Raw genomic sequence first — 20254 nt, 5'->3', positions numbered from 1 at the left:
ACCTGTCGACATGGATTCGAAGCTCGCACGCTCGTGGTTGACGTTCAGCGCGCCCGTGGCCGCGGCGCAGGCGGCCGGCCGCCCGATAGTCGCGTTGGAGTCGACGATCATCGCGCACGGCATGCCGTACCCGCAGAACGTGCGCACGGCGCGCGAAGTGGAAGCGGTGATCCGCGATCTCGGCGCACAGCCCGCGACGATCGCGCTGATCGGCGGGCGCATCCGCATTGGACTGTCGGACGACGAACTCGAACTGATTGCGCGCTCCGACAACGTTCACAAGGTCAGCCGCCGCGATCTGCCGGCCGTGCTGGCTAGCGGCGGACTTGGCGCGACGACGGTGGCAGGCACGATGATCTGCGCCGCGCTGGCGGGGATCGAAGTGTTCGTGACGGGCGGCATCGGCGGCGTGCATCGCGGCGCGCCGGATACCTTCGACATATCAGCGGACTTGCAGGAACTGGCGAAGACGTCGGTTGCGGTGGTCTGTGCGGGCGCGAAATCGATTCTCGACATCGGGCTCACACTGGAATATCTGGAAACGCATGGCGTGCCCGTGCTCAGTTGCGAGCAGGACAACTTCGCCGCGTTTTATACGCGCGACAGCGGCTTTCGCGCGGATTTCAGACTCGACGATGCGGCGGAGCAGGCACGCTTCATTCGCGCAAAGTGGGATCTGGGCCTCGCGGGCGGCGTCGTGTTGAGCACGCCCGTGCCCGAAGCCGCTGCGATGCCGTCCGAAGAGATTGACACGTTGACCCGGCAGGCGCTCGAAGAAGCCGCTGCACAAGGCATCACTGGAAAAGCCGTGACGCCGTTCCTGCTGGCACGCATCAAGGCGCTGACAGGCGGGCGCAGTCTCGCGACCAATATCGCGCTGGTGAAGCACAACGCCGAGGTCGGCGCGCGGCTCGCGTTAGCGCTGGCCAATGAAGGACAAGCGGCCGCATGAATATGCCTCTAGGTCTCGGATACCTGAATCTGATAAAGGCCCCACGGAGACAATACGAAGCGATCCTTGAGCGGCTTTGCTGCGAGTTCCGGGATCTTGTCGGCATCGTAGATCGCCCATAGTGGACCGAGGCCGCCCAAGGGCATCGGCTTGCCGTCCAGATGCGTCGCGACGATGAAGTGCCATGCGCGAATGTTGTCGAGCGTGGTCAACACTGCGTAACCGTCGACGGCGCGCAAGGAAATCTTCGTGTCGCCCGCGCTGGGTGCGCCGACCTGCTCGAGTACATTGGCCAGCAATGGGCCGCTTAGCGTGTGCTGCTTCGCGTCGTATTCGATGGTTGGCTTGATGGTGACGGCGGGCAGACTCGCGAGCGACGGATAGTCGAATGTATAAGCCGACGAGAATTTGACGAGTTGCTTGGCCATCAATGGATCGAATGCCGGATCGAGCGCGCCGCGATTCGTGCGTTTGATCGCGCCGGACACGGTGAGTATCGCGGGAGCCGCAGCGCATGCGGCGGTTTTCGCATTCGTCGCGCCGAGTGCGGGCGTGACGCTGACGCCGATGGCAGCGGCGCTGGTCAGGAACTGACGTTTGTTCATGTTTATTGGCTCCGCGGATGTCGTTGATTGCTTTTCGAATCTTATACACCGACAACAAGTCTCTGGCGTTGCCGGTAGCATGTTCAGTGAACGCTTCACGAGGCGTGGCTTGCGTGGTTTTTCCTGTAACGTCCCGGCGTAGAATCGGTTTGTATTCAACGTCCCACCGAACCGGGAGAATCGCATATGGAAGACGATTCACAACGCGAACTCGCGCAACTCGTCGTCGTGCGTCCCGACAGGGAAATTGCCACGACGCAGCGCTTGCCGTACTTCGTCGGCATTTCGTCAACTACAGCGGGCGCGCAGGGACTTTCGATGCATCTCGTGGTCGTTCCGCCCGGTGGGCATGCCGAGCCTCACATCCACTGCGGTTATGAAACGGGCATCTATGTGCTCGAAGGGCGCGTGGAGACGCGTTATGGACCGGGCCTGCGTCAGTCGATCGTTACGGAAGCAGGGGACTTTCTGTTCATTCCGCCTGGCGTGCCGCATCAGCCGTTCAATCTCAGCATGACGGAGTCGGCGCGCGCTGTCGTGGCGCGGAATCGTCCTGATGAGACGGAGCAGGTGTTGCCGTATGAGGTCGTTGAATAATCGCAAGCGGTTTGGTGGTTCGGTGGTTCGGTTTTTTGGGGCTTTGCGCTGGCATCCGCGCTATGCCTTCGTGCTTCAAGCGTCGCCCCTGTGCGGGGCGGCACCTACTTTTCTTTGCCGCCGCAAAGAAAAGTAGGCAAAAGAAAGCGGCTAACACCGCCAACATTTCTTCCTGCCTGAGGGACCCCAACCGGTCCCTTACTTCACGCGGCAACTTCTCGATTCATGTTCGTTGCCAGCGCTCTTGCGGTGCGCCTCACCCGCTTCACGCGCCCGCGTCGCCGTATGCCGTGCCAGATATTCCACGGCCGCCCAGGTGGCAAACTGTGTGTAGGCCGTAGTGCCTCGCACGCCTCACTTCGAACCGATAGCGCGCGCCTCCATGTAAGAGCGCCGAGCTATACGCCGCGACAACCTACACACAGTTTGCCACCTGGGCGGCACATACCATTCGCTGCCGCTTGCGCGAGTACGGGTATTCGAAGCGGGTGAGGCGCTCATTTATAGCGTTGGCAACGCACGCGAACAAGGGCGTTGCCGTGTGAAGCGTAAGACCCTGTGGGGGCCCTCAGGCAAAAACAAGAAATAGCGGTGTTAGCCGCTTTCTTTTGCCTACTTTTCTTTGCGGCGGCAAAGAAAAGTAGGTGCCGCCCCGCACAGGGGCGACGCCTGAAGCACGAAGGCATAACGCGGAGGCCAGCGCAAGGGCAAACCCACAGGGGCGACGCCTGAAGCACGAAGGCATAACGCGGATGCCATCGCAAGAGCAAACCCACAGGGGCGACGCGTGAACGGCAAACACCGTAACGCGAATGCCAGCGCAAAAGGCGAGCACGCCGACCGGCAATGCCTGAAACACAAAGACAAAACCGAAACACCAACAGGCAACGCCCGCGCCGCGAAGGCCCCAACCGCTATCAGAAAACCTGATCGTTCCGATCCAAATTACGCGTTTTTCTTACGCCTGCGAATCCTGCATAGTAGACACACCCCGATACACACGAAGGTAGTGACTGCCATGAACATGCGAACCGACCCCGCATTGCTCGCCGACCCACAGCTGAGTTTTGCGACCGTCGCATCGGGCATCTGCATTCCCTATGTCGAGCGGGGCGCGGGCGAGCCCGTCGTGTTCGTACACGGTTCACTCTGCGATTACCGCTACTGGGACGCGCAGATCGCGCCTTTGTCCGCGCAGTTTCGCTGTATCGCGCCGAGCCTCAGTCACTATTGGCCCGCAGCCGAAGCGTGCATCCAGAATGAATTCGGCTGGCAGGAACACGTCGGCGAGCTGGCTGAGTTCATCGTTGCGATGGATCTCGCGCCCGTTCATCTCGTGGGGCATTCGCGCGGCGGCTGCATCGCATTCCAGCTTGCGCGCGACTATCCGCGTCTCGTCAAAACCTTGACGCTTGCCGATCCGGGCGGCCCCTTGCAACTGGACGGCATGCGCGAAGCGTCATTGCCCTCGGCGATGAACGCATTGCGTGCCAAGGTGGCCGGCATGATCGAGGAGGGTGTCGTGGAGCCCGGCCTCGAACTGTTCGTCGATTCCGTCAGTGCGCCGGGCGCCTGGAGAAAGAGCACCGACGCGTTCCGTATGATGGCCATCGACAACGCCAGCACGCTGCCCAAGCAGTTTCTCGATCCGCTGCCAGCCTATTCGCGCGAGACGGCGTCACAGGTGACATGCCGGACACTGCTGATCGACGGCCAGAAGAGTCCGCGCATGTTCCGCAACAACGTCGAAAGCCTCGAAGGCTGGATCTATCTCGCGGAACGAGGCACGATAGCGGGCGCTTCGCATGGCATGAACGTCGCGAATCCGGCCGCGTTCAACAGAATGCTGCGTTCGTTCATCGACTACTGACGCGCACTAAAACCCACTCAACCGAGCCGCAAGATCATCTCGACTTCGCGATCCGTGTCGTCGTCGATCGCTTCTTCGCACGGCTCGTTTTCCACGGCTTCAAAGCCTGTCGACCGATATAGCGCGATCGCGCTGACGTTCTCCACGCCTGTATTGAGCGCGATCTGCGTCAGGCCCATCGCGCGCGCCTGATCGACGGCAGTCGCGATCAGTCGCCGCGCGATGCCGCTCCTTCGATGCGTGTGTACGACGAACAACCCCCACAGAAAGCCCTTTTGCTGCACGGGACGCAGCGGATAACGCCGCAGTCCGGCGACGGCGACAAGCGTCTCGCCGGCGAAAGCGCCGAACACCACCTGATTCGCCGTCGCACAGATGCGCGCCTCGATTTCATCGATCGTTCGTTTTTCTTCTTCCGCACGTGTCGACAGAAAAGTCTCCGGGGCTTCGTCGATCGCGCACAGACGTAGCGACGCATAGGCGGCGGCGTCGCCGGCGCATAAGGGGCGGATGATCGGGCTGACTGATTCCATCGCGCGATTTTAAGGTACGAGCCGCGGCGTGGGCTTCATCAGCTTTAAAAGCAGATTGAAATACGTCGTCGTACAACAATCATCTGAGGATGCGTTTCTGAGTTTCAGCGGGGAGACAAAGTACAGACGGAATATGCCGGTCAGCACAGCACTGGCTAAGGCTGCAAAGGCTCGCCAGGGTAAACGCCGGATTGTAAAAAATGGTGCGACGCTTCAATCTGTCATCAGACAACCTATGAGGCGGAGAATGTGTTTCCACATTCGTTGCGCTCGCCGGTTGCGCAATCTTGCCGGCTGAACGCTGGTGCGCAAGGAGGAGACAGTATATGGCCAACGTTGTGCAAGGCGTGACCGCTGAGAGGCGAACCCGCATCCGCTACGGGATTGTCGCGATGCTGTTCTTCGTCACGGCCGTCAACTATGCAGACCGTGCAACGCTTTCGATGGCGGGCACGTCGATGTCGAAAGACCTCGGTCTGGATGCTGTGGCCATGGGTTTCATCTTCTCCGCGTTTGGCTGGTCGTATGTGATCGGCCAGTTGCCGGGCGGCTGGCTGCTCGACCGCTTCGGCTCGAAGCGCGTCTACGCTGCCAGCATTTTCATCTGGTCGCTGTTCACGGTCATGCAGGGCACGGTGACCTTTCTGAGCGTCTCAGTCGCTGTCACCACGCTATTCGCACTGCGCTTTCTGGTGGGCCTCGCCGAAGCGCCGTCGTTTCCTGCCAATGGGCGCATCGTCGCTTCGTGGTTTCCCGCTGCGGAGCGCGGCACGGCGTCGGCCATTTTCAACTCCGCGCAGTACTTCGCGACGGTGCTGTTCGCGCCGATCATGGGCTGGGTCACGCACCGTTTCGGCTGGCCGTATGTGTTCTATTTCATGGGGGCAGTGGGGATCGTCGTGAGCCTCGTCTGGATGAAGACGGTCTACAGCCCGAAGAACCATCCTCGGATCAGCCGCGCAGAACTCGACTATATCCAGGAAGGCGGCGCGCTCATCGACATGGACGGGCCGAAGAAGAGCCGCGCCGTGAATCAGGCCGCAACGCTCGCCGGTGCCTCGACGCAAAGCGCGAACGAAGCGCCGAAAGGGTCGTACGTCAAGCAACTGCTCGGCAACCGGATGCTGCTTGGCGTGTACATCAGCCAGTATTGCATTACCACGCTCACGTATTTCTTCCTGACGTGGTTCCCCGTTTATCTCGTCAAAGAGCGTGGCATGTCCATTCTCAATGCGGGCTTTGTCGCCGCATTGCCGGCGGTGTGCGGATTCGTCGGCGGCGTGCTCGGCGGCATCTTCTCCGACTTCCTGATCCGCAAGGGCTGCTCGCTGACCGTCGCGCGCAAGGTGCCGATCGTCGTGGGCATGCTGCTGTCGACCAGCATGATTGCCTGCAACTACGTGGACTCGTCCGCCGTCGTCGTTGCGATCATGGCATTCGCGTTCTTCGGCAAGGGCTTGGGCGCACTCGGCTGGGCGGTCGTTGCGGATACATCGCCGAAGCAGATCGCGGGTCTGAGCGGCGGCATGTTCAACATGTTCGGCAACGTCGCCGCCATCACGACGCCGATCATCATCGGCTATATCGTCAAGGCGACGGGGTCGTTTAGCGGCGCGCTGGTGTTCGTTGCCTGCAATGCACTGGTTGCGATCGTCAGCTACCTGGTGATCGTCGGAGAAATCAAGCGCGTTGAATTGAAGTGAGTCCACATGGCCCGCTCTGCCCGATTGCCCTATCGAGCGTAGCGGGCTTTTTCACGCCGCCGTCTTTCACCACACCGCCTGACTCGTAATCGCGAACTGCTTCAACTGCGCATCGACAGGAAGCGGTCCATTGCGCATCATCTTCTCGATGCTATCCACATGCGGCAGCCCAAGTCCTTCGAGCCACGACGAGAGCCCGAACTCGACGGGCGTATCGATCCGCACGAACATACCCGCGTGCAGCGCGAGCCAGTGACTGATCAGCGCCTTCGCGCGGCTGGAGTCGGGTGAATCAGGCGCGACGACGGGACCGATCACATGCCCGTCGCCGAAACGCCTGAACAGTGCAAAGCCGATCAGTTCGCCATCGCGATCGAGCGCGATGCCGCTCGCGATATCGAGCAGCGCCGGCAGTAGCTCACGCCGGTCCAGTCCGCCTGCGCGCGAAGCGAGTTCGACGAGACGCGGCGCGTCGTTGACGCCGAGCGGGCGCAGCCGCTCGCCCGGTGGCAGCGAAACGAGCGGCGGCTGAAACGCCGCGCCCTGATGCTGGTTGATCGTGCCGATGCGCTGAAAGCCCAGTTTCTCGCACAGCGACACGCCAGCCGGGCTCGCATGAATCAGCAACGTGCGCGGGCCGAGTTCGTTCATCAACAGTTCGATCAGCTTGCGCCCAACGCCGCTTCGCTGCCGCTCGGGCGCGACGATGATCATGCCGAGCGTCGCCGCTTCACGTCCGAAGCGCCACGCAAGCGCGGTGCCGATCACGCCGCTCGCATCTTCTGCGACGAAGCCCTGGCCGATGCGCGCCGCGAAGCGCCAGTCATCGGGACGATGCCGCCACCTGACGGCGCTGGATAGCGCATGTCCTGCCGCGATGTCGTCGGAGGTGAAAGGGCGATAGTCGATCACATCGTTCCTGTTTGGGTCGGACACGCCGGCCTCCTCGTTCTGAAGACACATACCGTGACTCTCTCACTGTATCGCCCGCCTGACTAGGACGATCCTTTTGCTGCGCGGGTCGCAAACGCACGGCAGATGATGCAACGCAAAACGCGGGGTTCCGGCGACGATAACGCGTCAATTGTGCTGTGGGCGCTTTTTTGTCGGTGCAATATGCCGCGTCCGTGAGCCTACGATTTCCAGCATCGAAGGCAATCGAGGACTCACGCAAATGGACCGTTTCGATCCCGCAACGATCGACGTGCGCAGCGGACATTTCATCGGCGGATCATATGTCGATGAACATGGCCCGCGAATCGACGTCGCACGCCCAAGCGATGGCGTGGTCTACGCATCGGTGCCCATCGCCGACGCCGCCATGATCGACCGCGCCGTGCAGAACGCGTGGACGGCATGGCGCACGAGCGGCTGGGCGCGCATCGCGCCGCGCGAACGTGCGCGCGTGCTGCGGCGTTTCGCCGACCTCGTCGCCGCGGATGCAGAAACGCTCGCGCCGCTCGAAGCGCTCGGCTCGACGCGGCCCATTCGCGACGCGTTTAACTGGGACGTGCCGTTCACCGCGGAAGGCATCCGCTTCTATGCGGAGTTCGCCGACAAGATCGGCGGCGACGTTGCCGCGACCGACCACGATCATCTCGGCATGACCATCGCCGAACCGTACGGCGTGATCGCCGCCATCGCGCCGTGGAATTTTCCGCTCGTGATGGCGTCGTGGAAGATCGCGCCCGCGCTCGCGGCGGGCAACGCGGTCGTGCTGAAACCCTCGGAGATGACGCCCTTTTCCGTGCTGCGGTTAGCCGAACTCGCGGTCGAAGCGGGCGTGCCGCCCGGCATCTTCAACATCGTGCAAGGCGACGGACGCACGACAGGCGATGCACTCGTGCGTCATCCGCGCATCGCGAAGGTGACGTTCACCGGCTCGACGCGCACGGGCGCGGCGATCATGGCCGCCTGCGCCGAAACGGGCACGAAGCCCGTCACGCTCGAACTGGGCGGCAAGAGTCCGCAGATCGTATTCGCCGACGCGCCGCGTCTCGACGATGTCGCGCGCCGCATTGCCGGCGCGATCACGACCAACGCGGGACAGGTTTGTGTCGCGGGCTCGCGGCTACTGGTCGAACGGTCGATCGCTGACGAACTGGCCGGGCGCATCCAGCGCATATTCAGCGAACTGAAGGCAGGCGCGACCTGGACGCCTGGCACGACGCTGCCGCCGATCATTTCCGACCCGCAAGCGGCGCGCATTGAAGCCATCGTGGAGCGCAGCGTCGCTAGCGGCGCGACCTTGCGTTGCGGCGGCCAACGCGCGGACGCGGCGACGCCCGGCGCGTTCTACACGCCGACGCTGCTCACCAGCGTCACGCCGCAAACGGACGCCGTGCGCGAGGAAATTTTCGGCCCCGTGCTGACCTTACAAACCTTCGACACCGAAGACGAAGCGCTCGAACTCGCCGCGCATCCCGACTACGGCCTGGCGGCAGGCGTGCATACAGCGGATCTGGGCCGGGCGCTGCGCATGGTGCGAGGCATCGAGGCGGGTACGGTATGGGTCAACCGTTACGGCCGCACCAGCGACTTCATGATCCCGACGGGCGGCTACAAGCGCTCGGGTTTGGGCAAGGATCTCGGGCGGCAGGCGTACGAAGCGAATCTCCGCTTCAAGAGCGTGCTGATCGACGTTCGCGCCTGACGAATCAGGGCAACTACCTACGACGCGATAGCGCCAGAAAAGCCGCCGCATAGTCTGCTGCCGATGCCCCTCAAAACGCGTGGTTTGTATCGTCGGAGGCATTCGAATCAGCGACCACCGAAGTTTTTGCACTGTTTAAATTTTCCACAGGGATGCGTTTCCTGTTTTCGCCACTGAACTCCGTATGGGTTCACAACACGATAGGACTGACACCATGATCGATTTCGAGCCGAAGTACATCACGTTCGACTGCTACGGCACGCTGACGAAATTCCGCATGGCCGACATGGCTCGCGAGATGTACGCCGACCGCCTGCACGGCGCGGAACTGGAGCAATTTGTCGCGTTCTTCGCGGGCTATCGCCGCGATGAAGTGCTCGGCGCATGGAAGCCGTATCGCGACGTGATCGTCAACTCGGTGCGCCGCGCGTGCAAGCGCATGAACATCGAGTTCAATGAAGCGGAAGCTGAAAAGTTCTACCTCGCCGTGCCGACGTGGGGCCCGCATCCGGACGTGCCGGAAGGTCTGTCGCGTCTGGCGAAGAAGTACAAGCTCGTGATTCTTTCGAATGCTTCGAACGATCAGATCCAGAGCAACGTCGACAAGCTCGGTGCGCCGTTCCATCGCGTGTTCACCGCGCAGCAGGCGCAATCGTACAAGCCGCGTATGCAGGGCTTCGAGTACATGTTCGACCAGTTGAACTGCAATCCGCAGGACGTGCTACATGTGTCGTCGAGCCTGCGCTACGACCTGATGACGGCGCACGACATGGGCATCAAGCACAAGGCCTTCGTCAAGCGCGGCCACGAGCCGAGCACGCCGTACTACGAGTACTACGAAGTCGACACGATCGGCGACCTCGCGTCGAAGCTCGGCCTCTGATCCACGCATCCGCGCAAAGGCACCCGATGAAACTCGACTCCTACTGGCTCGACACCGCGCCCGCCGGCATTCAGGTGAGCGAGGGGCCTGTCGAAGGCCACGTCGACGTCGCCGTGATCGGCGGCGGCTTCACCGGGCTGTCCGCTGCGTTGGCGCTCGGCAAGCGGGGCGCGTCGGTGGCGGTGCTCGACGCCGGGCGGATCGGCGGCGGCGCGTCGGGACGCAACGGCGGCCAGTGCAATACGGGCGTTGCGCAGGACTATGCGGCGCTGCGCGCGCAGCTGGGCATCGAACGCGCGCAGGGTTGCTATCGCGCGTATGCGGCCGCCGTCGATACCGTCGAGCGCCTGATCCGCGACGAGCAGATCGATTGCGACTATCTCGCGTCGGGCAAGCTGAAGCTCGCCGCGAAGCCGCACCATCTCGCGCATCTCGAACAGACGGCCGAATTGATCCAGCGTGAAGTCGATCCCCACGTCGAGATCATCACGCAAGACCGGATTCGCAGCGAAGTCGATTCGGACAGTTTTTTCGGTGGCCTGCTGCAAAAGCGCGGCGGTCAGATGCACATGGGCAAGTTCGCCGTCGGCCTGGCGAACGCGGCAACACGCAACGGCGCGCGGCTATTCGAGCACGCAACCGTCACGGCGATCGCGAAGGATCGCGGCGCGTATCGCATCGATTCGTCGCGCGGCACGTTGCGCGCGCAGCAGGTGTTGATCGCGACGGGGCCTTCGCGGCATGGGCCGTTCGGCTGGTATCGACGCAGGCTCGCGCCCGTCGGCTCGTTCATCGTCGTGACAGAACCGCTGCCCTCCGAACACCTTGCGCGCCTGCTGCCGCAGCGCCGCTCGTACACGACGAGCCGCCTGATGCACAACTATTTCCGCGTCACGCCCGATTCACGTTTGCTGTTCGGCGGACGCGCGCGCTTCACCGCTTCCGAGCAGCCGTCCGACGCAAAGAGCGGCCGCATCCTGCAAGCGAATCTCGCGGCGACGTTCCCGAGCCTCGCGAGTGCGCGCATCGACTATTGCTGGGGCGGACTCGTCGATATCACGGCGGACCGTCTGCCGCGCGCCGGGCAGCATGACGGCCTGTACTTTTCGATGGGCTACAGCGGCCACGGCACGCAGATGTCGACGCACATGGGCCAGGTGATGGCCGACGTGATCGGCGGCAATGCGGCGGCAAACCCGTGGCGCGATTTCGATTGGCCCGCCATTCCGGGACATACGGGCAAGCCGTGGTTTCTGCCGCTCGTCGGCGCGTACTACCAGATCAAAGACGTTTTCTATTGACGTTGCTTGCTGACGTCACGCACACAGACAGCCCGAAGCTGCCGATTGATTTCCCACAAGCCATCTCACGCGGAGAGTTTCATGAGCATCGATAAATCGCCTGAAGCAGTCGCCCATGCCGGCATCCGGCTCGAAGAGTTGACGCGGCGCGGCGCATCGCGGCGCGAGGTCCTGCGCGCGATGGCGGCGGGCGGACTGATGTCGCTGACGGGCGCAGGCCTGCTCGCGTCCAGCAGCGGCGCATTCGCGCAGCAGCAGGGCAAGCCGAAGCAGGGCGGCAAGATTCGCGTGGCGACGCAATCGTCGTCATCGGCCGATACGCTCGACCCCGCGAAGGGCGCGCTCGGCACGGACTATGTGCGCGCCAACATGTTCTACAACGGCCTGACGGAACTCGATCCGCACCTGGGCGCGAAGATGGCGCTCGCGGAGTCGCTGGAAACGAAGGACGCGACCGTGTGGGTCGTCAAGCTGCGCAGCGGCGTGCAGTTTCACGACGGCAAGTCGCTCACGCCGAACGACGTGATCTATTCGCTGATGCGTCACAAGGACCCGGCCGTTGCGTCGAAAGCGAAGACGCTCGCCGACCAGATCAAGGAAGTGAAGGCGACGGGCCCGAACGAAGTGACGATCACGCTGGAAGGCGCGAACGCGGACCTGCCCGTGATTCTCGCGACGTCGCACTTCCTGATCGTCAAGGACGGCACGACCGACTTCAAGACGGCTGTCGGCACGGGTCCGTTCAAGCTCAAGGAGTTTGCGCCGGGCGTGCGCACGGTTGGCGTGCGTAACGAGAAGTACTGGAAGCCCGGCATGCCGCATCTCGACGAAGTGGAGCTGATCGGCATCGGCGACGAATCGGCGCGTGTGAATGCGCTGCTTTCCGGCGACGTGCAACTGATCAATGCCGTCAGCCCGCGTTCGACGGCGCGCATCAAGAGTACGCCCGGCTTCTCGGTGCTCGAGACGAAGACAGGCCAGTACACGGATCTGATCATGCGCGACGAAGGCGGCATCACGGGCACCGCGGACTTCCGCCGTGGCCTGACGCACCTGATGGATCGCGAGCAGATTCGCCGCGCGGTGTTCCTCGGCTATGGATCGATCGGTAACGACCAGCCTATCGACCCGACCAACAAGTACTACCTGAAGGGCCTGCCGCAACGCCCGTTCGATCCGGAGAAGGCGAAGTTCTACTTCCAGAAGGCGAAGCTCGGCAGCGCGCCTGTGCAACTCTACGCGTCGCCCGCCGCCGAAGGTTCGGTCGAAATGGCGATGCTGCTGCAACAGGTCGCGCCGCAAGCGGGCCTGAACCTGCAGGTGGTGCGCGTGCCGTCCGACGGCTACTGGTCGAACCACTGGATGAAACATCCGCTCGGATACGGCAACATCAACGCGCGCCCGAGCGCCGACGTGCTGTTCACGCAGTTCTTCAAGTCGGATGCGCCGTGGAACGAAGCGAACTGGAAGAACCCGAAGTTCGACCAGATGCTGGTCGCCGCGCGCGGCGAGCCGGACGACGCGAAGCGCAAGCAGATCTACGGCGACATGCAGCAGCTCGTACACGATGACGGTGGCATCGGCATTCCGATGTTCCAGAGTTCGCTCGACGCGCACTCGTCGAAGCTCAAGGGGCTGGGCTCGATTCCGCTCGCGGGCCTGATGGGCTTCATGTTCGCGGAGAACGTCTGGCTCGAAGCGTGAGCATGCCTTGCCACTGCGCGTGCCGCCCAAAGGCGGCGCGCGGTTTCAACGAAGGAGGCGATATCCGATGAAAGCCCACGCGCAACGACTCATCGCCGCGCGCCTCGGTCTCGCGCTGCTCACGCTGCTGCTGGTGTCGGCGATCGTGTTCGCGATCACGGGCCTGCTGCCTGGCGACGCGGCGCAACAGGCGCTCGGCCAGGCGGCGACGCCCGAACAGGTCGCGGCCCTGCGCCATCAGTTCGGCCTCGATCAGCCCGCGCTGCAGCGTTACTTTCAATGGCTCATGCATGTCGTGAGCGGCAATTTCGGCACGTCGCTGTCGAACAACCTGCCCGTCAGCGAACTGATCTCGACGCGCCTGCCCAACTCGCTCGTGCTCGCGGGATTGACGACGCTGGTATCGGTGCCCGTCGCGCTTTTCATCGGCATTCTGTCGGCGATGTATCGCGGCTCGCTGCTCGACCGTGCGCTCAACGTGCTGACGCTGTCGACGGTGGCCGTGCCCGAGTTCCTGATCGCGACCATCGCCGTGCTGATTTTCGCGGTGAAGCTGCGCTGGCTGCCGGCGCTGTCGTATCTGTCCGAGGTGACGTCGTTCGGCGCGCTGCTGCGTATCTACGCAATGCCCGTGATGACGCTGTGCTGCGTGATCGTCGCGCAGATGGCGCGCATGACGCGTGCCGCGGTGCTCGATCAGCTGAACGCGTCATATGTCGAGATGGCGTTACTCAAGGGCGCGTCGCCGATGCGCATCGTGTTGCGCCATGTGCTGCCCAACACGATCGGCCCGATCGCCAACGCCGTTGCGTTGAGCCTGTCGTATCTGTTCGGCGGCGTGGTGATCGTCGAGTCGATCTTCAACTATCCGGGTCTTGCGAGCCTGATGGTCGATGCCGTCACGAATCGCGACATGCCGCTCGTGCAGGGCTGCGTGATGGTGTTCTGCGCGGCGTATCTCGCGCTCGTGCTGATCGCCGACCTGTGTCAAATCATCTCCAACCCGAGGCTGCGTCAACGATGAACCGACCCGCCACACCTCATGCAACGACCGTTCTTTACGCGGTGCCCGACGAAGACGGCAAGCTTTGCGCCGACGCCGTGCAGGAAACGCCCGTTGAAACGCAAGTCGCCACGTGCGGCCCGCTCCGCCGCTTCGTGAAGCGTTCTTCGGTGCTCGGCCTGATCGGTCTGGCGATCGTCGTGTTCTGGCTCTGCGTCGCGTTCTTCGGCCCGCTCGTTGCGCCGTACAAGGGCGGCGCGGTGACGTCGACGGAAATCTTCGGCCTGTATAGCGCCGCGCATCCGCTCGGCACCGATTACCTGGGCCGCGACATGCTGAGCCGCGTGTTGTACGGCACGCAATACACGGTCGGGCTGGCGCTCGCATCGACCTTGCTCGCCAGTTGCATCGGCACGTTCTTCGGCCTCGTCGCGGCCGTGTCCGGGCGCTGGGTCGATGAAACCTTGAGCCGTCTGTTCGATGCGCTGATCTCGATTCCGAGCAAGGTGCTCGCGCTCGTCGTGATCGCCGCATTCGGCTCGTCGGTGCCGATGCTGATCATGGTCGCCGCGCTCGCTTATATTCCCGGCGCGTTTCGCATCTCGCGCTCGCTCGCCGTCAATCTGATGACGCTCGAATACGTGCAGGTCGCGAAGGCGCGCGGCGAAGGGCTGTTCTACATCGCGCGCGTCGAAGTGCTGCCCAACATGATTCACCCGATGCTCGCGGACTTTGGCTTGCGCTTCGTGTTCATCGTGCTGTTGCTGAGCGGTCTGAGCTTCCTCGGCCTCGGCGTGCAGCCGCCGAACGCCGACTGGGGCTCGCTGGTACGCGAGAACATCGGCGGTCTCGCGGAAGGCGCGCCCGCCGTGCTGATGCCCGCCGTCGCGATCGCGACGCTGACGGTCGGCGTGAATCTGCTGATCGACAGCCTGCGTCGTCATGGCGCGCGTGCTCATGGAGGCGCCAAATGAACATGATCGAAGTGAAAGGCCTGCGCGTGGTCGCGGGCGCGGCGCCCGACCCTGTCGTCGAAATTGTGAAGGGCGTCGACTTCACCGTGAAGAAAGGTGAAGTGCTCGCGCTGATCGGCGAGTCGGGCTCGGGCAAGACGACGATCGCGCTGTCGCTGCTCGCTCACGCACGCGGCGGATGCTCGATTGCGGGCGGCTCGGTGAAGATCGGCGGCGTGGATGTGCTGTCGCTCGACGAGAAAGGCCGGCGGGCGTTGCGCTCACGCACGGTCGCGTATGTCGCGCAGAGCGCGTCGGCAGGCTTCAATCCGGCGCGCACGATCATGGATCAGGTGACGGAACCCGCGCTGCTTCACAAGCTGATGACGCCCGCCGCCGCGCGCACGAAGGCCGTCGATCTGTTCCGTGCGCTCGCGCTGCCCGCGCCGGAGACGATCGGCGCGCGCTACCCGCACCAGGTGTCGGGCGGGCAGTTGCAGCGCTTGATGGCGGCCATGGCGTTGATTACCGATCCTGCTGTCGTCGTGTTCGACGAACCGACCACGGCGCTCGATGTCACCACGCAGATCGAAGTGCTCGCTGCGTTCAAGAAGGTGATTCGCGAACTGGGCACAACCGCCGTGTACGTGTCGCACGATCTGGCCGTGGTTGCGCAGATGGCGGATCGCATCGTCGTGTTGAATGGCGGGACAGTGCGCGAGAACGGCGCGACGGCGCAAGTGCTCGATGCACCCGCCGATGAATACACGCGGCAACTGCTCGCGGCGACGATGCGTCCGGAACCCGAGCTTGTGTCGAACATCGCGAACGATCCGCCGCCGCTGCTCGAAATCCGCAATCTGAGCGCGGGCTATGGACGTATCGATGCGAACGGCGTGCCGGCAGTGCGCGTGCTCGACGACGTGAGCCTGAAGATCGTACGCGGCAGCACGCTCGGCGTGATCGGCGAGTCGGGATCGGGCAAGACGACGCTCGCGCGCGTGGTGGCGGGACTGGTGGATCGCGCGCGCGGCGATGTGTTGCTCGATGGCAAGCCTCTGCCGGCAAAGCTTTCCGAACGCACACTCGATCAATACCGGCGCGTGCAGATCGTGTTCCAGAACGCCGACACGGCGCTCAATCCGAGCCGCACGATCGCCGACATTCTCGCGCGGCCAATGAACTTCTATCACGGCCTGCGCGGTGCTGCCGCGCAGAAGCGGATGCTCGAACTGCTCGATCTGGTGAAGCTGCCTGCATCGGTGGCGAAGCGTCAGCCTGGCGGTCTGTCGGGCGGACAGAAACAGCGCGTGAATCTGGCGCGCGCGCTCGCCGCGAACCCGGCGCTGATTCTCTGCGACGAAGTGACGTCCGCGCTCGATACCGTGGTCGGCGCGGCGATTCTCGATCTGCTCGGCGAACTGCGGCGGGAACTGGGCGTGTCGTACATGTTCATTAGCCACGACATTTCGACGGTGCGCGCGATCTGCGATGAAGTGATCGTGCTGTACGCCGGGCAATGCGTCGAAGCGGGCCAGCGCGATGCGTTGTCAGCGCCGCCGTATCACCCGTACACGGGGCTGCTGATCGACTCCGTGCCTGCGTTGCGGCCTGGCTGGCTGGACTCGCGGCGCGCGCTTACAGCGGGTGCATTGCCGACCATGGGGCCCGCCGCTGATTCGCATGAACTGTGCAGTTTCCGCGCGCGGTGTACGGCGCGCATCGACGGCAAGTGCAACGTCACCCCACCTTCGATGAAGAAGCTGCCATCGGGCGCAGAGATTCGCTGCCATCACACGGCTGCCGACCTGACCCGCATGCAGACGGCCGATACGGTGGCGGCATGAATGCACGCTTCGTGAGAGTGGCGGAGACAGGGCGCAAGACCTTCGACATCACCGTCGACGGCGTCCGCACGCAAGCGGCTGAAGGCGACACGCTGATGGTCGCGTTGTTGACCGCGCATGACACGCTGCGCGATTCGGAATTCGGCGACGGCCGCCGCGCGGGCTTCTGTCTGATGGGCGCGTGTCAGGACTGCTGGGTGTGGACCGCGCAAGGCGAGCGCGTGCGCGCCTGCACCACGCCCGCCGCGCCGGGCATGTCGATTGTCACGCGCATCGCGCTTGCCGGGGAGGGCGTATGGCCGCGCATCGGGACGTGAAGCAGCCGAAGGTGATCGTGATCGGCGCGGGGCCGGCGGGCGTGCGCGCCGCGCAGGCGCTCGTCGAAGCGGGGCTGCGTCCTTTGGTTATCGATGAAGGACGTCGTGACGGTGGACAGATTTATCGTCGTCAGCCGGAAGGTTTCTCGCGCTCGTATGACATGCTGTATGGGACGGAGGCGGCGCGCGCCGCGTCGCTTCATCGCGACTTCGATGCGTTGCGTGCGCAGATCGACTATCTGCCCGACACGCTCGTGTGGAATATCGGGGCGAAGGCGGTGCATGTGGTTAGCGGTACACGCCATGATGAACTCGCATTCGATTCGCTGATCATTTGCAGCGGCGCGACGGACAGGCTGATGCCCGTGCCGGGCTGGCATCATGCGGGCACGTTCAGCCTTGGCGGCGCGCAGGTCGCGTTGAAATCGCAGGGCTGCGCGGTGGGCGCGCGGACCGTGGTGATGGGCACGGGGCCGCTGCTTTATCTGGTGGCCGCGCAATATGTGAAGGCGGGCGCGACGGTGAGCGCCGTGCTCGATACATCGACGTTAGCACAGCGCGTGCGCGCGTTGCCTCAACTGCTCGCGATACCCGCGACGCTGCGTAAGGGCATGGCCCTGATGAACGTGCTGCGTCAGGCGCGCGTGCCTGTTCATCGCGGCGTGACGCCCGTTGCAATCGACGGTTCGCCGGAACATGGCGTGACGGGCGTGCGCGTGAAGCTCGCCAACGGCGCGACGCTCGACGTGAAATGCGACGCCGTCGCGCTCGGCTATCACTTGCGCTCCGAAACGCAGCTTGCCGATCTCGCCGGATGCGAATTCCGTTTCGATCACGCGACGCAAACGTGGCTTCCGCATATCGACGCGGATGGCCGCAGCAGCGTCGCAGGCGTCTATCTGGCGGGTGATGGCGCGCGCGTGCGCGGCGCCGATGCCGCGGAACGCGCGGGGCGGCTTGCTGCGCTGGCGGCGTTGCGCGACGCGGGCATCGAGCGCGAAGGCACTGAAGGATTGCGCGCCGAACTCGCGCGCTATACGCGTTTTGCGGCGGGCTTGCGAGAGGCGTTTCCGTGGCCTGCGCGCTTCGCGGCCGTGCTGCCCGACGAGACCATCGTTTGTCGTTGCGAAGCGATTACAGCGGGCGAATTGCGGCGCGTGGTGCGCGAGATGGGCGCTAAAGAAGCAAACCGTGCGAAGGCGTTTTCGCGCGTCGGCATGGGCCGTTGTCAGGGGCGTTTCTGCGCGCATGCGGGCGCGGAAGTGATTGCAGCTGAGGCGCGCGTGCCGCTCGAAGCCGTCGGACGTTTGCGCGGACAGGCGCCCGTCAAGCCGCTGCCGATGGCGCTGGAATCGACGTGTACGGTCTCGCGAGACGTAGAAGAAACAGGCGCACGCGCACAGGAGTTCAGCGAATGAGTGATCGTGCCGATGTGATTGTGATCGGTGGCGGGATCGTCGGGACGTCGACGGCGTTTTTTCTGCGGCGCAGACAGCGTTCGGTGATTTTGCTTGAACGCGGATTGACGGGGCAACAGGCGAGCGGCGTGAACTTCGGCGGCGTGCGCCGCCAGGGGCGCGCGCTGACCCAACTCGCGATGTCCAATCGAGCGCTCGATACATGGAGGCGTTCGAAAGAGCTGCTTGGCGAAGACGTCGAGTTCCTGCCGTCGGGGCATACGCGGGTCTGCTATCACGCGCACGACGCCGAGTACTTTCATCGCTATGCAGCCGAGGCGCGCGCGTACGGTCTCGATCTCGAGGTGCTGGACGGCTCGGCGATGTTTCGGCGCTTTCCGTTTCTGGGGCGCGAAGTGTTGGCGGCGTCGATGTCGCCGCTCGATGGGCACGCGAATCCGCGCCTGGCGGCGCCCGCATTTGGGCGTGCGGCCGTGCGTCTTGGCGCGCGCATCGTGGAGAACACGGAGATCGTGCGCGTCGAGAAAGAGGCGGGCGGCTTTCGCGTCGAGAGCGCGGCGGGCGATGTGTATCGCGCGGAACAGGTGTTGATTTGTGCGGGCGCTTGGGCGAACGCGCTGTCGATACAATTCGGCGAGCCGGTGCCGCTCGTTGCGCGCGGGCCGCAGATGGCTGTTACCGAGCCGGTTCCGTATGTGTTCGGGGCGTCGATGGGTGTTTATACGTCGATCAAGGAGGAGAGCGTTTATTTCCGGCAGATACCGCGCGGCAATATCGTGCTGGGTGGCGGCCCTGCGGGTCCCGCCGATGCTGTGACGTGCCGCGCTTCGGTGTTGCCGGAGAACACGGTGCAGCAGATGGCGCAGTTTCGCCGGCTCGTGCCCGCGCTCGCGGCGCTGCATGTGATACGGGTGTGGAGTGGCGTCGAGAGTTATTTGCCGGATTCTGAGCCGGTGATTGGGGCGAGTTCTACGACCGATGGTCTTTTCTATGCCTTTGGGTTCTGTGGATCGGGGTTTCAGATCGGGCCGGGTGTCGGTGAGACGCTTGCCGAGCTGATCGGCACGGGCAGCACGCCGATTGCGTTGGATACGTTTTCGATTGGGCGGTTTGGCGGAGGCAAGTCTTTGCAGCCTGCACCTGCTTCTGCGTCTTTTGAGGCTTCTTCATGAGTACCGGTCAATCGTCTTCTTTTATGCTGCGGGATGCGCTTGCTTATATCGAGGCGAATTTCGATAAGACTGTGAGTCTTGCTGAATTGGCTGATCTGTCTGCGCTTAGTGTTTCGCGGTTTGCTACTGTGTTCAGGCAGCAGGTTGGGCTTTCGCCTTATAGGTATTTGTGTGGAGTGCGTGTGAGGCGTGCGCAGACCTTGTTATTGGCAGGGGTGCCAGGGGCCGTTGTGGCTACTGAAGTTGGGTTCTTTGATCAGAGCCATCTGGCCAGGCATTTCAAACGGTTTTGTGGTGTGACGCCGAGTCGGTTTTTGTCGAATGCTAAGGGAATGGGGTAGGGGGTTTTTGTTGTCTGCGACGCTGGGTGGTCTGCTAGTGTTTGCGCTGGCATCCGCGGTTTGTTATCTAGCTGGGGCTGTCATAGATTTTGTGTTCAAGGCATAACATGTAGCTCAAGGAGCATGTATGCCACGCAAACCCAAGACGACCACCGAAGCGCAGACAGCGTTGCCGTCCATTCCGAAGGAACTAATCGACCAGTTCGTGAAGGGGCCGATGACGGCCGAAGCGGTGCATGCCGCTTCGGCGGCGTTCAAGAAGGCGCTGATCGAGCGGGCGCTGGGCGCCGAACTTGGACACCATCTGGGCTATCCGGCGGGTGCCGTGCGGCCAGAAGATGCGACCAACCAGCGCAACGGCAAGAGCGGCAAGACAGTGCTGACCGACGACGGTCCGCTACG

Annotated in this window: 18 protein-coding genes and 1 pseudogene; 16 read left to right on the top strand and 3 right to left on the bottom strand. The window is 63.3% G+C overall.

Features of this window, described 5'->3' with window-relative positions; translation table 11 throughout:
• Positions 1-10 precede the first annotated feature (10 nt).
• On the top strand, positions 11-952 hold the full coding sequence (locus BLT65_RS42860) for a pseudouridine-5'-phosphate glycosidase (RefSeq protein WP_091790215.1): 942 nt from the start codon (positions 11-13) through the stop codon (positions 950-952).
• Between the two features lie 8 nt (positions 953-960).
• On the opposite strand, the gene BLT65_RS42855 is transcribed toward BLT65_RS42860, so the two are convergent.
• Positions 961-1557, bottom strand: coding sequence for a putative pterin-binding protein (locus tag BLT65_RS42855; protein WP_091790213.1), 597 nt, complete (start codon positions 1555-1557; stop codon positions 961-963).
• Positions 1558-1743: 186 nt separating this feature from the next.
• Between BLT65_RS42855 and BLT65_RS42850 the strand changes: the two genes are divergently transcribed.
• Both BLT65_RS42850 and BLT65_RS42845 read left to right on the top strand, forming a co-directional pair.
• Positions 1744-2154, top strand: coding sequence for a cupin domain-containing protein (locus tag BLT65_RS42850; protein WP_091790211.1), 411 nt, complete (start codon positions 1744-1746; stop codon positions 2152-2154).
• 1018 nt (positions 2155-3172) lie between these two features.
• Positions 3173-4024 carry an alpha/beta fold hydrolase gene (locus BLT65_RS42845; protein WP_091790209.1) on the top strand — a complete coding sequence of 284 codons (852 nt, stop codon included), beginning with the start codon at positions 3173-3175 and terminating at the stop codon, positions 4022-4024.
• 17 nt (positions 4025-4041) lie between these two features.
• Here BLT65_RS42845 and BLT65_RS42840 read toward each other — a convergent pair whose 3' ends face one another.
• Positions 4042-4557 carry a GNAT family N-acetyltransferase gene (locus BLT65_RS42840; RefSeq protein WP_091790207.1) on the bottom strand — a complete coding sequence of 172 codons (516 nt, stop codon included), beginning with the start codon at positions 4555-4557 and terminating at the stop codon, positions 4042-4044.
• Between the two features lie 326 nt (positions 4558-4883).
• On the opposite strand from BLT65_RS42840, the gene BLT65_RS42835 reads away from it, so the two are divergent.
• Positions 4884-6260 carry an MFS transporter gene (locus BLT65_RS42835; RefSeq protein WP_091790205.1) on the top strand — a complete coding sequence of 459 codons (1377 nt, stop codon included), beginning with the start codon at positions 4884-4886 and terminating at the stop codon, positions 6258-6260.
• Between the two features lie 66 nt (positions 6261-6326).
• Here the strand turns inward: BLT65_RS42835 and BLT65_RS42830 are convergent, their stop codons facing one another.
• Positions 6327-7223, bottom strand: coding sequence for a GNAT family N-acetyltransferase (locus BLT65_RS42830; protein ID WP_091790203.1), 897 nt, complete (start codon positions 7221-7223; stop codon positions 6327-6329).
• A 211-nt stretch (positions 7224-7434) separates the two neighbouring features.
• Between BLT65_RS42830 and BLT65_RS42825 the strand changes: the two genes are divergently transcribed.
• The 12 genes and pseudogenes from BLT65_RS42825 to BLT65_RS42770 form a co-directional block, all read left to right on the top strand.
• Positions 7435-8913, top strand: coding sequence for an aldehyde dehydrogenase family protein (locus tag BLT65_RS42825; protein ID WP_091790201.1), 1479 nt, complete (start codon positions 7435-7437; stop codon positions 8911-8913).
• Between the two features lie 214 nt (positions 8914-9127).
• The gene (locus tag BLT65_RS42820; protein ID WP_091790199.1) at positions 9128-9796 is read left to right on the top strand and encodes a haloacid dehalogenase type II; all 669 of its coding nucleotides are present in this window, start codon (positions 9128-9130) and stop codon (positions 9794-9796) included.
• A gap of 26 nt (positions 9797-9822) precedes the next feature.
• Positions 9823-11097, top strand: coding sequence for an NAD(P)/FAD-dependent oxidoreductase (locus tag BLT65_RS42815; RefSeq protein WP_091790197.1), 1275 nt, complete (start codon positions 9823-9825; stop codon positions 11095-11097).
• Between the two features lie 81 nt (positions 11098-11178).
• Positions 11179-12801, top strand: a complete 1623-nt coding sequence (locus tag BLT65_RS42810) for an ABC transporter substrate-binding protein (RefSeq protein ID WP_091790195.1) — start codon at positions 11179-11181, stop codon at positions 12799-12801.
• A gap of 67 nt (positions 12802-12868) precedes the next feature.
• Positions 12869-13825, top strand: coding sequence for an ABC transporter permease (locus tag BLT65_RS42805; protein ID WP_007586921.1), 957 nt, complete (start codon positions 12869-12871; stop codon positions 13823-13825).
• Entirely contained in the window at positions 13822-14778 is a 957-nt protein-coding gene (locus BLT65_RS42800; protein ID WP_091790193.1) for an ABC transporter permease, read from the top strand. Before BLT65_RS42805 ends, BLT65_RS42800 begins: the two co-directional genes overlap by 4 nt.
• The gene (locus BLT65_RS42795) at positions 14775-16604 is read left to right on the top strand and encodes an ABC transporter ATP-binding protein (RefSeq protein WP_091790191.1); all 1830 of its coding nucleotides are present in this window, start codon (positions 14775-14777) and stop codon (positions 16602-16604) included. The genes BLT65_RS42800 and BLT65_RS42795 overlap by 4 nt, the downstream gene beginning before the upstream one ends.
• Complete coding sequence (locus tag BLT65_RS42790) at positions 16601-16921, top strand: (2Fe-2S)-binding protein (RefSeq protein ID WP_091790189.1); 321 nt, start codon at positions 16601-16603, stop codon at positions 16919-16921. Before BLT65_RS42795 ends, BLT65_RS42790 begins: the two co-directional genes overlap by 4 nt.
• A complete protein-coding gene (locus tag BLT65_RS42785; protein WP_091790187.1) occupies positions 16900-18339 on the top strand; it encodes an FAD/NAD(P)-dependent oxidoreductase in 1440 nt (479 codons plus the stop codon). Before BLT65_RS42790 ends, BLT65_RS42785 begins: the two co-directional genes overlap by 22 nt.
• Positions 18336-19511, top strand: a complete 1176-nt coding sequence (locus BLT65_RS42780; protein ID WP_091790185.1) for an NAD(P)/FAD-dependent oxidoreductase — start codon at positions 18336-18338, stop codon at positions 19509-19511. Before BLT65_RS42785 ends, BLT65_RS42780 begins: the two co-directional genes overlap by 4 nt.
• On the top strand, positions 19508-19852 hold the full coding sequence (locus BLT65_RS42775) for a helix-turn-helix domain-containing protein (protein WP_035995622.1): 345 nt from the start codon (positions 19508-19510) through the stop codon (positions 19850-19852). The genes BLT65_RS42780 and BLT65_RS42775 overlap by 4 nt, the downstream gene beginning before the upstream one ends.
• Positions 19853-19979: 127 nt before the next feature.
• Positions 19980-20254: pseudogene (locus BLT65_RS42770) on the top strand (IS256 family transposase); the annotation flags it as partial.

The organism is Paraburkholderia steynii, assembly GCF_900100565.1.
GTDB classification, from domain to species: domain Bacteria; phylum Pseudomonadota; class Gammaproteobacteria; order Burkholderiales; family Burkholderiaceae; genus Paraburkholderia; species Paraburkholderia terrae.
The sequence above is the reverse complement of the archived record's forward strand: the minus strand, read 5'-3'. Positions and strand labels throughout refer to the sequence as shown.